General features: G+C 69.0%; 11 protein-coding genes. 7 read left to right on the forward strand and 4 right to left on the reverse strand.

What is annotated here, in order from left to right:
* Positions 1–66 precede the first annotated feature (66 nt).
* Positions 67–1245 (forward strand): GNAT family N-acetyltransferase, encoded by a 1179-nt coding sequence (locus tag F3J14_RS18270; protein ID WP_166724210.1) that lies wholly within the window; start codon positions 67–69, stop codon positions 1243–1245.
* Between the two features lie 71 nt (positions 1246–1316).
* Here F3J14_RS18270 and F3J14_RS18275 read toward each other — a convergent pair whose 3' ends face one another.
* Positions 1317–3563, reverse strand: a complete 2247-nt coding sequence (locus F3J14_RS18275; RefSeq protein ID WP_166724211.1) for a glycoside hydrolase family 3 C-terminal domain-containing protein — start codon at positions 3561–3563, stop codon at positions 1317–1319.
* A 149-nt stretch (positions 3564–3712) separates the two neighbouring features.
* On the opposite strand from F3J14_RS18275, the gene F3J14_RS18280 reads away from it, so the two are divergent.
* Both F3J14_RS18280 and F3J14_RS18285 read left to right on the forward strand, forming a co-directional pair.
* Positions 3713–4747 carry an AraC family transcriptional regulator gene (locus F3J14_RS18280; RefSeq protein WP_166724212.1) on the forward strand — a complete coding sequence of 345 codons (1035 nt, stop codon included), beginning with the start codon at positions 3713–3715 and terminating at the stop codon, positions 4745–4747.
* Between the two features lie 49 nt (positions 4748–4796).
* Positions 4797–5678 (forward strand): GIY-YIG nuclease family protein, encoded by an 882-nt coding sequence (locus tag F3J14_RS18285; RefSeq protein WP_166724213.1) that lies wholly within the window; start codon positions 4797–4799, stop codon positions 5676–5678.
* A gap of 55 nt (positions 5679–5733) precedes the next feature.
* On the opposite strand, the gene ppa is transcribed toward F3J14_RS18285, so the two are convergent.
* Positions 5734–6261, reverse strand: a complete 528-nt coding sequence (ppa, locus tag F3J14_RS18290; protein ID WP_014896363.1) for an inorganic diphosphatase — start codon at positions 6259–6261, stop codon at positions 5734–5736.
* Between the two features lie 207 nt (positions 6262–6468).
* On the opposite strand from ppa, the gene F3J14_RS18295 reads away from it, so the two are divergent.
* The 4 genes from F3J14_RS18295 (at position 6469) to F3J14_RS18310 (ending at position 10356) form a co-directional block, all read left to right on the forward strand.
* Positions 6469–7908 (forward strand): aldehyde dehydrogenase family protein, encoded by a 1440-nt coding sequence (locus F3J14_RS18295; protein ID WP_166724214.1) that lies wholly within the window; start codon positions 6469–6471, stop codon positions 7906–7908.
* A gap of 74 nt (positions 7909–7982) precedes the next feature.
* Positions 7983–8741, forward strand: a complete 759-nt coding sequence (locus tag F3J14_RS18300) for an SDR family oxidoreductase (protein WP_166724215.1) — start codon at positions 7983–7985, stop codon at positions 8739–8741.
* A gap of 129 nt (positions 8742–8870) precedes the next feature.
* Positions 8871–10175: an MFS transporter gene (locus F3J14_RS18305; protein WP_165751849.1), complete on the forward strand. Its 1305-nt coding sequence runs from the start codon at positions 8871–8873 to the stop codon at positions 10173–10175.
* A gap of 37 nt (positions 10176–10212) precedes the next feature.
* The gene (locus tag F3J14_RS18310; protein ID WP_247682241.1) at positions 10213–10356 is read left to right on the forward strand and encodes a DUF4180 domain-containing protein; all 144 of its coding nucleotides are present in this window, start codon (positions 10213–10215) and stop codon (positions 10354–10356) included.
* A gap of 65 nt (positions 10357–10421) precedes the next feature.
* Here the strand turns inward: F3J14_RS18310 and F3J14_RS18315 are convergent, their stop codons facing one another.
* Positions 10422–11609: a heme biosynthesis protein HemY gene (locus tag F3J14_RS18315; protein WP_166724216.1), complete on the reverse strand. Its 1188-nt coding sequence runs from the start codon at positions 11607–11609 to the stop codon at positions 10422–10424.
* Between the two features lie 2 nt (positions 11610–11611).
* On the reverse strand, positions 11612–12993 hold a 1382-nt coding region (gene hemDX / locus F3J14_RS18320; RefSeq protein ID WP_166724217.1), incomplete at its 5' end, for a fused uroporphyrinogen-III synthase HemD/membrane protein HemX.

A 12993-nucleotide genomic window follows, 5' to 3' on the forward strand; every position in this document is an offset into this window, starting at 1 on the left:
GAAATCGTCCCGGACGCGGGCCATGGCGGCACGCATCCGGCGGCATCCAACAGTACGGATTCACGCTTGAAACACGAACGCATCGATTATCGCACGGGCATCCTGTCGTCCCCCGCGGAAGTGCCGGCCGAGGAATGGAACGCGCTGCTCGAGCGCGACGCGCAGCCGACGCCGTTCCTGCGCCATGAATTCCTCGACGCGCTGCACGTCGCGCGCTGCGCAGTCGACGACACCGGCTGGTCGCCGCATTTCGTCACGCTGACCGACGCGCGCACGGGCCGGCTCGCGGCCGCCGCGCCCGTCTACGCGAAGCAGCATTCGTACGGCGAATACGTGTTCGACTGGGCATGGGCCGACGCGTACCAGCGCAACGGCCTGTCCTATTACCCGAAGCTGCTGTGCGCGGTGCCGTTCACGCCCGTGCAGGGCACGCGGCTGCTCGCGGCCGACGACGACGCACGCCGCCGGCTCGCGGCCACGCTGCTCGCGTTCGCCGAGCAGAGCGACGTGTCGTCGCTGCACGTGCTGTTCCCCACCGGCGACGAAGCGCGGCTGCTCGAATCGTTAGGGATGATGCTGCGCGAAGGCGTGCAGTTCCACTGGCTCAACGACGGCTACCGCGACCTCGACGACTTCCTCGGCACGCTCGAGCAGAAGAAGCGCAAGAACATCCGCGCCGAACGGCGCAAGGTGCGCGATGCCGGCGTCACGTTCCGGCGGCTCACCGGCGACCGGATCACCGATGCCGACTGGCGCTTCTTCTCGCGCTGCTACCGGCAGACCTACCGCGAACACTACTCGAGCCCGTACCTGAATCTCGACTTCTTCCGCGCGATCGGCGCGACGATGCCGGAGAACCTGCTGCTCGTGATCGCCGAAGCCGACGGCCGCCCGATCGCGAGCTCGCTCGCCGTCTACCGGCGCGGCGCGAACGGCGGCGGCACGCTGTACGGCCGCTACTGGGGCGCGCTCGAGCACGTGCCCTGCCTGCATTTCGAAACGGCGTACTACCAGCTGCTCGAATTCTGCATCGAGGCCGGGCTCGATACGTTCGAGGGCGGCGCGCAGGGCGAGCACAAGCTCGCGCGCGGCTTCCTGCCGACCGTCACGCATTCCGCACACTGGCTCGCGCATCCGGCGTTCTCCGATGCGGTCGCGCATTTTCTCGCACGCGAGACCGAGCATATCCACGCGTACGTCGACGAACTTCGCGAACACGATCCGTTCCGGCGCAGCACCGGCTAGCGTCATCCGGCATACCGGCATGCGGCGAGGCCGCGCATGGCCTCGCCGCATGCCGCACGACCGCGGCCGACTCAGTGCGCGGCGAGCGTCACCGTCTGCGACAGCGCCTGCGGGTCACGCGACGACGCGGCCGCCAGCAGCCCGTAGCTGCCCGCGCCGATCCGCCACGCGTGCGCATTCGCATCCCACACCGCGAAGCGCTGCGCCGGCACCGCGACACTGACCGTGCGCGCCTCGCCCGGCTGCAGCGCGACCCGGGTCCAGCCGACGAGCCGCTTCGGCGGCTCGCCGAGCGACGCGGGCAGTGCTGCGTAGATTTGCACCGTGTGCGTACCGGCACGCGTGCCCGTGTTCGTCACCGTCACGCCGACCGTCACGTTGCCCGCTGCGTCCGCCCGCGCCGACATCGCCGACAACGCATACGTCGTGTACGACAGCCCGTAGCCGAACGGAAACAGCGGCTCGATCGCCTTCGCGTCGAACCAGCGATAGCCGTACGCGAGCCCTTCCGCATAGACGTTCTGCGTATTCGACGGGTCGATCGTCGGCTGCGGCAGGTCGGCCTCCTGCTTCGGGAACGTCAACGGCAGCCGGCCCGACGGATTCGCGTCGCCGAACAGCAGGTCGGCGATCGCCTGGCCGCCCTGTGCGCCCGGGTACCATGCGTCGAGCACGCCGTGCACGTTGGCAAGCCACGGCATCAGCACGGGGCTGCCGTTCTCGAGCACGACGATCACACGCTTCGCCTTCGCGGCGACCGCGGCGATCAGCGCGTTCTGGTCGTATTGCTGGTTGTACGGGTCGGCCTTCGCATCGGGCAGCGACAGACTCGCGAGGTCGAGGCCTTCGGTCTGCCACTGCGTGGCGAACACGATCGCGACATCGGCCTGCGCGGCCGCGGTGGCCGCCGCGTTCGCGTCGGTCCCGTCGAGATAGCTGACTGACGCGTTCGGCGCCTTCGCGCGGATCGCCGCGAGCGGCGCGGACTTGTACCAGGTCGCGCACCCGCCGAACAGCATGTCGGCCGGTTGCTGACAGGACGTCACCGCGTTGCCGTCGATCGCCGGCACCGCACCCGAGCCGCCGCCCGACAGCACGCCCGCATCCGCGTGCCCGCCGATCACGACGACCGACTTGAGCGTGCCGGCGGCCAGCGGCAGCACCGGCTGCGTGTCGCCCGGCGCGGCCGCGTTCTTCAGCAGCACCGCCGCTTGCCGGGCGATCGCGAGCGCGTCGGCATTGCCGGCGGCTTCGTCGATCGCGCCGCCCGGCTTCGGCGGCGCGTCCATCACGCCGATGCGGATCAGCGTGCGCAGCTTGCGCTGCACCATGTCGTTCAGTCGCGCGGCCGACACGCTGCCGGCCTGCAGCGCCGCGCGCAGCTTCGAATTGAAGTACGAGCCGAGCGGCGCGTTGCCGTCGTCGGCCGCTCCGGGCTGTTCCTCGTCGAGCCCGGCCTGCACGGCCGCGACCGTCGAATGCGTCGCGCCCCAGTCCGACTGCACGACGCCCTTGAAGCCCCACTCGTTCTTCAGCACGGTCGTCAGCAGATACGGGTTCTCGCACGCATACACGCCGTTCAGCTTGTTGTATGAGCACATCACGTTGCCCGGCTGGCCGTCCTTCACGCCGATCTCGAACGCGAGCAGTTCGGCCTCGCGCATGGTCCGCTCGTCGACGACCGAATCGACTGTCATCCGATTGGTTTCCTGGTCGTTGAACGCGAAATGCTTGATCGTCGCGATCACCTTCTGCGCCTGCGTGGCCTGCGTGCGCGCGGCGCTCAGCGTGCCCGCGAGCACCGGATCCTCGCCCATGTATTCGAAGGTGCGGCCGTTGCGCGGCTCGCGCGCGAGGTTCACGCCGCCGCCGAGCCCTTCCGCGAACCCGAGCGCGCGCAATTCGAGCGCGATGCGCGTGCCGTAGGTGCCCGCGAGCGCCGGATCCCACGTCGCCGCGAGCGCGACCGGCGCGGGCAGCGCGGTCACGCGCGCATTCTTCACGTTCACGCCGCCGGCCGAATCGGCGCTGCTGAGCGCCGGAATGCCGAGCCGCGGCACGCCCGGGATGTAGCTTGCGCCGTTCAGCGCGTCGGCCGGAAACGGGCCACCGAGGTTGAGCGCGGGCATGCCGGTACCGTGCACGAGCTGCAGTTTCTCGTCGGTCGTCAGTTGCGCGACGAGTGCGGCCGCGCGCTGGTCGGCCGCCGCGCCGGGGTCGGCCGGCGCATGGATGTCGTCGCCGCCGCACGACGCGAGCAGCATCGTGAGCGCACATGCGGACGCAATCGTCGAACACCGGAACAGCGAAGTTTTCATTGATCCTCCAGAATCGTTCTGTTGTACTGGTCGCCAAACTCCAGCGTCGAGTCTAAAAATCGACCGGTCACCACGCTTGACCGGCAGGAGCATGCGTTGACCTCTCGCAGCGGGGACAAACCCGAACGGCATGACGACAGGGGGCAGACATGGAGTTGAGACAGAAATCGGTATCCGTGCGGATCTACCGCTGGCTGTGCGAGGACGCGCGCGCAAACGGCATCGATCCCGCTGCGCTTTACGAGACACTCGGCATCGGGCCGGCCGAGCTCGCCGACGACACGCGCCGCATCGCCGGCGACCGGCACGTGGCCGCGATGCAGCTGACGAGCGGCTGGCCGCTGTCGTGGCATCTCCCGCCACCGCAGGTCGTGCCTTGGCTCGTGCCGTTTCCCGAGCTCGCGGGCATCACGTGCAACGCGGCGACGCTGCGCGGCGCGCTGCACGGCTACCTGCGCTATCGCGAGCTGATCGGCAACGTCGACTGGGTCTTCGCACACGAGAGAGGCGACGCGATCGCGCTCGAGTACGTGAACGAAGGAGACGGCCGGCACGCGGGCAGCGCGTTCGCCAATCTCGCGATCCTCGCGGCGCTTGCGCGCCTGTACGATCCGCACGTGCGCATCGACGACGCCGAATTCGCCGGCCGCGCGTTCGCGCCCGTTGCTGCGCTGCGCGACATGCTCGGCGCACCGGTGGCGTTCGAGGCCGCGCACAACCGCATCGTGCTGCGCTCCGCGCACTTCGACACGCCGTTCGAGCGCTACAACGCGCCGCTCGCCGGCATCCAGCGTCATGCGGCCGATGCCGCGCGCGAGCGCGTGCGCGCACGCTCGACGTTCGGCTCGTCGGTCGAACAATGCGTGCGCGACTGGCTGCGCACCTCCGACGACACCGACGTGCCGACCGATACGCTGATGCAGCACGTGTGCACGCGCTTCGCGATGTCGCGCTGGACGCTGCGCCGGCGGCTGCATCGCGAAGCGGTCGGTTTCCATGCGCTCGTCGCGCAGGCGCGGCTCGGCGAGGCGCGCGACCTGCTGCTCAATACGCAGTTGCCGATCGGCGAGATCGGCGTGCGCGTCGGCTTCCGTTCGACGAGCGCATTCACGCGCTTCTTCACGCGCGAACTCGGCGCGGCGCCGAGCCGCTTTCGCGACGGGCACGGCGACCGGTGGCGTTGACGCACGCTTTTTCTGAGACACTGGCGGCTTCGCATCCCGCCGCCCTGCCATGTCCTGGTTTCTGTATCTGATCGAATGCGCGGACGACAGCGTCTACACGGGCATCACGACCGATGTCGCCGCGCGCTTCGACGAACACGCGTCCGGCAAGGGCGCGCGCTATACACGCTCGCGCAAGCCGCGCGCGGTGCTCGCGGCGTTTCCTCTGCCCGACCGGTCCAGCGCGTCGCGCGCCGAATACTGGGTGAAACGGCTCACGCCCGCGAAAAAGCGCGAGTTGGCGGCCGGCTTGCGCACGCTCGAATCGGTGTTGCCGGCGGTGGTCGCGCTCGACGAGCGCAACGATGCGGCCGGGCCGAAGGCGATGGCGCGCGGGCCGAAGAAGGGGCGCGCGGAAGACCTCGGCGATGCGGCCAAGGCGGCTAATACCGAACCGGTTGCCGGGAAAAAGGCGAAGGCGGGGAAAGTCGCCGGGCCTGCAACGGCCGCGAAGACGGTGAAGACAGTGGAGACGGCGAAGCCTGCGAACGGCAAACAAGCGTCGAAGTCGACGCAATCGAACCAGGCCGCACCGGACGCGAAACGGGCAAAAGCCGACGGCGACGCCACCGCAAAAAAGACGTCGTTGCGTGGTACGCCCGTAAAGAAGGCCGGCCCGCCTCCAGCCGCGTCGCCAAAAAGGAAGGCATCGACCGCCGTCGGCAAACCGGCAGCGAACGCACGCGAAGACGCCGCTTGCGCACCGACGCGGCGCCGTCCATCGACCACGCGACCCGCCGGAGCGACCGAAGCGACCAAGGCGGCCACGTCACCCGCTGCCCTACCCCGCGCGAAACGCACGAAGCAGGCACCGGCCACCCCACGCCCGCAGGCGTCCGCGCCCGCCCGCCGGAAAACCGTGCGCACAAAACAAAACCGCGCGGCCTCCTGAGGAGACACGCGCGGTTTACGTTCCGAACGAACCGGCGCGAGGCCGGCCAACCGGCTTACTTCTGGTAGTTCGCGGCGCCGTCGGTGATTTCCTTGTGCGCGGCGTCGATGCCGGCCCAGCCTTCGACCTTCACCCACTTGCCCTTCTCGAGCGCCTTGTACTGCTCGAAGAAGTGCTTGATCTGGTCCTTCAGGTACTCGGGCACGTCGTCGATCGACTTCAGGTTCGCCGTCATCGGGCAGACCTTGTCGTGCGGCACGGCGACCAGCTTCGCGTCGACGCCCGACTCGTCGGTCATCTGCAGCATGCCGAGCACGCGCGAACGCACGATCGAGCCGGCCAGCAGCGGGAACGGCGTGATCACCAGCACGTCGACCGGATCGCCGTCGCCCGACAGCGTCTGCGGGATGTAGCCGTAGTTCACCGGGTAGCGCATGCCGGTACCGATGAAGCGGTCGACGACGAGGAGACCCAGTTCCTTGTCCGCCTCGTACTTCACCGGATCGCTTTGCGCGGGGATCTCGATGATCACGTTGAAATCGTGCGGCAGGTCCTTGCCGGCCGGAACATGATTAAAGCTCATAGCGCTCTCTGTTGGTCGATGGAATTCGGGACAGGGCGCCGCGGGCGCTGCACCGCCGCGGGCGTCCCCGCAGGGAATGCGCCATTATAGCCAATCGACCGGTGGCGTCCGGATGACGATCGGCGCGATAATCGTTCCGGATGTCCGGCCACCGAACCACGGGCGACGTCGTACGTCGCCGCGAAGCATCGGACCCGAGGAGCAGGCATGGAAGAAGCGAAGCACTTCATCGCGGGCGAATGGACGTTGCCCGCGCAACTGGAGACAATCCCGGTCGTCGATCCATCCGACGGCCAGCCGTTCGCGACGATCGCGCGCGGCACGGCACCCGACATCGAGCGCGCGGTCGCCGCGGCCCGCGACGCGTTCGCGGGCCCGTGGGGCGCGGCGAGCGCCGCCGAGCGCGGCCGCGTGCTGATGCGGCTGTCGGCGCGCATCGCCGACCATCTCGAGGAACTCGCGACGATCGAAGCGCGCGACACCGGCAAGCCGCTGAAGCAGGCGCGTGCCGATGCCGCCGCGCTCGCGCGCTATTTCGAGTTCTACGCGGGCGCCGCCGACAAGCTGCACGGCGAGACCCTCCCCTATCAGGCCGGCTATACGGTGCTGACCGTGCGCGAGCCGCACGGCGTCACCGGCCACATCGTGCCGTGGAACTACCCGATGCAGATCTTCGGGCGCAGCGTCGGCGCGGCGCTCGCGGCCGGCAACGCGTGCGTCGTGAAGCCGGCCGAGGATGCGTGCCTGTCGGTGCTGCGCGTCGCCGAGCTGGCCGCCGAAGCCGGGCTGCCGGCCGGTGCGCTCAACGTCGTCACCGGCTACGGCCATGAAGCGGGCGCCGCGCTCGCGCGCCACCCCGGCATCGACCACATCTCGTTTACGGGCTCGCCCGCGACCGGCAAGCTGGTCACGCAGATGGCCGCCGAGAACCACGTGCCCGTCACGCTCGAGCTCGGCGGCAAGTCGCCGCAGATCGTGTTCGCCGACGCCGATCTCGAAGCGGCGCTGCCCGTGCTCGTGTCGGCGATCGTGCAGAACGGCGGGCAGACCTGCTCGGCCGGCAGCCGCGTGCTGATCGAGCACGCGGTCTACGAGCCGCTGGTTGATCGGCTCGCCACCGCATTCAACGGGCTGCGGGTCGGCCCGAGCCGCGCGGATCTCGACTGCGGCCCGCTGATCAACGCGAAGCAGCAGCAGCGCGTGTGGGATTTCCTGTCCGACGCGCAGCATGACGGCATTCCGATGGCAGGGCACGGCCAGGTCGTCGCCGACGCGCCCGAAAGCGGCTTCTACCAGGCCCCCGCGCTGCTGCGCGACGTGCCGGCGTCGCACCGGCTCGCGCAGGAGGAAGTGTTCGGCCCGGTGCTCGCCGCGATGCGTTTCGTCGACGAGGAGGAAGCGGTCGCACTCGCGAACGGCACGCCGTACGGCCTCGTCGCAGGCATCTGGACCCGCGACGGCGCGCGCCAGCTGCGTCTCGCGCGGCGCCTGCGCGCCGGTCAGGTGTTCATCAACAACTACGGTGCGGGCGGCGGCGTCGAACTGCCGTTCGGCGGCGTCGGCCACTCGGGCCATGGCCGCGAGAAAGGCTTCGAGGCGCTGTATGGCTTCACCGCACTGAAGACAATCGCGATCCGGCACGGCTGACCCGTTGAACCCGGCCGGCAACGACCGGCCGCGCACCGACACACCACGCACGCATCCAACAGAGGAGACACACCATGCGGTTGAGCGGCAAGACGGCCATCGTCACCGGCGGCGGCTCGGGCTTCGGCGAGGGCATCGCGAAGACCTACGCGCGCGAAGGCGCGAACGTCGTCGTCAACGACCTGAACGGAGCGGCGGCCGAGCGCGTCGCGAGCGAGATCGCGCTGGCGGGCGGCAAGGCGATCGCGGTCGCGGGCGACGTGTCCAGGGACGCCGACTGGCGCGCGCTGCTGCAGGCCGCGCTCGACGATTTCCATGCGGTGCAGATCGTCGTGAACAACGCCGGCACCACGCACCGCAACAAGCCGGTGCTCGACGTGACGGAAGCCGAGTTCGATCGCGTGTACGCCGTCAACATGAAGAGCCTGTTCTGGAGCGTACAGACCCTGGTTCCGTATTTCCGCACGCAGGGCGGCGGCGTGTTCGTGAACGTCGCGTCGACGGCCGGCGTGCGGCCGCGCCCGGGCCTCGTCTGGTACAACAGCACGAAGGGCGCGATGATCACCGCGAGCAAGTCGCTCGCGGCCGAGCTCGGCGCCGACCGGATCCGCGTGAACTGCATCAACCCGGTGCTCGGCGAGACGGGCCTGATGACCGAGTTCATGGGCTGCGAGGACACGCCGGAGAATCGCCGCCGGTTCCTCGCGACGATTCCGCTCGGCCGCTTCTCGACGCCGCAGGACATCGCGAACGCGGCCCTGTACCTCGCATCCGACGAAGCCGAGTTCATCACCGGCGTCTGTCTCGAAGTCGACGGCGGGCGCTGCATCTAGCCGCACGACCGTGATGGCGCGCGCCGGCATCGCCGGGCGCGTCCACGCATCGGCATTGCTTCGCAAGACACCGGATCGGGCGCCGACGCGCCGGCTCCGGCACATGACAAGACAAGGACAGGAGACAACATGGCTACATCGATGCAGTCGCTGCCGGGTTCGTCCGGCGCATTCGAGGAAGCAACCTACCGCAAGGTGTCGTGGCGGCTCACGCCGCTCCTGCTGCTGTGCTACGTGGTCGCGTATCTCGACCGCGTGAACGTCGGCTTCGCGAAGCTGCAGATGGCGAGCGACCTGAATCTCAGCGACACCGTCTACGGGCTCGGCGCCGGGATTTTCTTCTTCGGCTACTTCCTGTTCGAAGTCCCGAGCAACATCATCCTGCACAAGGTCGGCGCGCGCGTCTGGATCGCGCGCATCATGGCGACGTGGGGCGTGATCTCGATCCTGACGATGTTCGTCACGACGCCCGCGATGTTCTACGTGATGCGCTTCCTGCTCGGCGTCGCCGAAGCCGGCTTCTTCCCCGGCGTGATCCTGTATCTCACCTACTGGTATCCCGCGCACCGGCGCGGCCGGATGACGACCTTCTTCATGACCGCCGTCGCACTGTCCGGCGTGATCGGCGGACCGATCTCCGGCTTCATCCTGAAGGCGTTCAACGGCGTGAGCGGCTGGCACGGCTGGCAATGGCTGTTCCTGCTCGAAGGGATCCCGTCGGTGCTGGCCGGCGTGCTCGTGTTCTTCGCGCTCGACGACCGGATCTCGAAGGCCAAATGGCTCACCGACGAGGAAAAGGCGCTGCTCGCGCGCAACGTCGACGCGGAGGAAGCGACCAAGGAAGACCTGCCGCTCGGCGCGGTGATGGCGAGCCCGCGCGTGTGGCTGATGGCGCTCATCTACTTCTCGTTCGTGATGGGCCTGTACGGCGTCGGCTTCTGGCTGCCGACGATCATCAAGGCGACCGGCGTGGTCGACACGTTCACGATCGGCCTGCTGTCGGCGATTCCGTATGCGGCGGCGGTGGTCACGATGATCCTGATCGCATACAGCGCGGACAAGCGACGCGAACGACGCTGGCACCTTGCGATTCCGGCCGCGTTCGGCGCGCTCGGGCTCGTGTTGTCGGTGATCTGGGCGCACCAGACGGCGCTCGCGATGCTCGGCCTCACGCTCGCGACGATGGGCATCCTGACGACGCTGCCGCTGTTCTGGAGCCTGCCGACGGCGTTCCTCGGCGGCGCGGCGGCCGCGGCCGGCATCGCGATGATCAACTCGATCGGCAACCTCGCGGGTTTCCTGAGCCCGTACCTGATGGGCTGGCTCAAGCAGGCGACCGGCGCCAACGACGCGGGCATGTACATGCTCGCCGCGTTCCTCGTGCTCGGCGGGTTACTCGCGCTGTCGGTGCCGAAGCGGCTCGTCGACAAGTGATGCGGTGGGCGGGACCTCGTCGCACTCGCGCACGAGCATGAAGCCGACCGGGTCGCGCCCCTCCCCCGCCGATGCGCCGCACGACGATGTCTACCGGCTCGACAGCGCGCTCGCGGGCGCCGTGCTGCAAAAGCGCGCGAACCACGGCGTCCGGGCCGGCCTGCCAGGCGGCACCGGATAAAAAATGCCCCGAAGGCCAATGGGCGTTCGGGGCATTTCCACGCGCGGCAGGTGACCGCCGCCGCGTCAGACCACGGTAATCGCGAGCGCGCTTTCGCGGTAGTGCTTCGCCGCCTTGTCGGTTTCGCCGAGATGCTCGAACAGGCGTGCGAGCGCACGGTGCGCACGCACTTTCAGCGCCTCGTTGTCGGCCTGCTTCAGCGCGGCCTCGAGGAACGACTGCGCCTTGCCCCACAGCTGCTGCTGCTGGCAGAGACGGCCGAGCGCGAACAGCAGGTCGGCGTCGTCCGGGTGATCCTTCTTCCACCCTTCGGCCTTCTGGATCAGCGGCAGCGCATCGCCGCCGGCCGTATCCGGATAGCGGCGCAGCAGCCGCGCATCCCAGTTGTGCGCGAGCGCGTCCTCGACGATGCGGCGCGCTTCGGGGCGACGCTCGAGCGGCACCAGCAGTTCGGCCGCGAGATCGGCGAGGCGCGGCGATTGACGCTCGAGCGGCGACAGCGATTGCCACACTTCGAGCAGCGCGTCCGGGTCGTGCCGGCGTTCGCGCAACAGGTTCTCCGCCGCTTGCTGGCGCAGCCGCACGGCCGCGGCCGGATGCAGCGCCTCGCGCTTCTCGAGCGCCTTCGCGAGCTTCAGCACCTCGGCCCAGTTCTTCAACTGCTGCTGCGCGCGCAGGGCAACCTGCTGCGCATGGATGCGCTTGCCGCCCGCCTGCAGGTCGGCCAGCGCGGCGAGCGCGCCGTCGGCATCGCGTGCATCCGCGCGCATGTCGGCCGCGGCGAGCAGCCTGGCGTCCTGCCATTCGGGTGCATCGACCTTCGACAGCCAGTCGTCGCGGCGCGTGTACTCGTGCATCCGGTGCGCGGCGGTCGCCGCGACGAGGCTCGCGGCGCCCTGGTTCGCATCGACCGCGAGCGCGTCGCGCGCGGCCTTCTCGGCGCGCGAGAAGCGGCCCGCATACAGGTTCGCGATCGCATCGCGCAGCGACGCCTGCGCCTTCTCGTTGCGCGAACGCGCACGATACGCGGCGACCCGCTGCGGCATGCGCCAGATGTTGCGCACGATGCGCAGCAGCGCGTACACGACGATGAACAGCACGACGATGGTGATCACGAACAGGTTCAGCGACACGTCGATCCGGTACGGCGGATAGACGAGCAGCACCTGCCCCGCGTCGAAACGGCCGACGGTGGCGAGTGCCGCGGCGATCCCGAACAGGATCGCGAGCCAGACGATTCCTCGAAGCGTCATCGTTACCCCCGGCTCTTGAACTGCTGAACGGCGTTCAGGCTCGTGTTCAGGTTCGGCACCGCGACCGTCAGCGATGCGCCGTCGACCTGCCGGAGCAGATCCTGGACGGTTTGCGTGTCCTTCGATGCCGGGTCGAAATACTTGCCGAGCGACGCCTGTGCGGCATGCAGATCGGCCTTCATCGCGGTGTCGTTGCGCGAGAGCAGCGACAGCCGTGCGGTGAGTAGGCGCAGCTTCACGTTCTCGCGCACGAAGTAGCCCTGGTCGGGCGACGCGAGCATCGCGTCCGCATTGTCGATCCGGCGCACTTGCACGAGGCCCTTCAGTTGTTCGCCGAGGCCCGCCGAGAAGTCATGCCACCACACCTTCCAGCGCGGCGTGTCCGCCGCGACCGACGATGCGGCATCGGCCGGCGCGGCCTTCGGCGCCGCGTGCGGAACGATCGCCTCGCCCGACAGCGGCAGCGCGTCGATCTTCGCGATCGCGTCGTCGAGCTTGATCGCGAGGCCCGTGAGGTCGGCCGACGGTGCGGCCTTCAGCTTCTCGATGTCCTGCGCGAGCGCCTTGCGCACCGTGACGGCCTGCGCGCTCTGCGATGTCGCGAGGCGCGCGTCGGCATTCTGCAGCGCGATCAGCGCGAGCTGCGTGTTGCCGGTGAGCTGCAGCTGCTGGCTCGCGCTCGACAGCATCTGGTCGACTTCTTCCAGCATCCAGGCGTCGCGGTTGCGCGACAGGTCCTGGTACTGCTGCTGCAGCGCCTGCTGCGCGCTCTGCGCGTCGGCGAGCTTGCCGTCGAGCTGCGCGAGCTGCGTGTCGACCTGGTGCGTGCCGGCGAGCGCCTGCTCGGTCTTCATGCGGGTCTCGGCCGTTTGCGCGTCGAGCGCCTTCTGGCGCGCGACGAACGTGGCGTCGAGCCGGTCGACCTTGCGGTTCAGCGCGTAGGCGCCCACGCCCGCGGCGCAGCCGAGCACGACGACGACGAACCAGAGCGCCGCGCTGCTGCCGCGGCGCGCGGGCGATTGCGCGAGATAAGGGGGACTGGGCGGCGGCGCGGAGGCAGCGGCCGGCTGGGAAGCGACGCTTTTGGAATCGTTGGTATCTGTCATGCGTTTAGTCACCGGTGCGGCTGTCGCCGGTTGGACGGCCTCGTCGGCCATCGTTCGAAACGCGCGGACGATGCGCTCATCGCCCGCGCCGGTCAGCGTAATCCTATCAAAACCCAGTGCGCGCGCGGTTTGCTCGATGCGCGGGTGCGGCGTCACGAGCGGCGCATGCTTCAGCGCTTCGATCTCGGCGTCGTTCAGGTGGGTGCGCGCAAGTTCGTGCAGGTTGCGCACACCTTCGGAGCTCGTGACGAGCCACGCGTGCGGCGCGCCGGCGAGCA

The sequence above is a fragment of the Burkholderia sp. Tr-862 genome, from assembly GCF_011753085.1.
Lineage (GTDB): Bacteria > Pseudomonadota > Gammaproteobacteria > Burkholderiales > Burkholderiaceae > Burkholderia > Burkholderia ambifaria.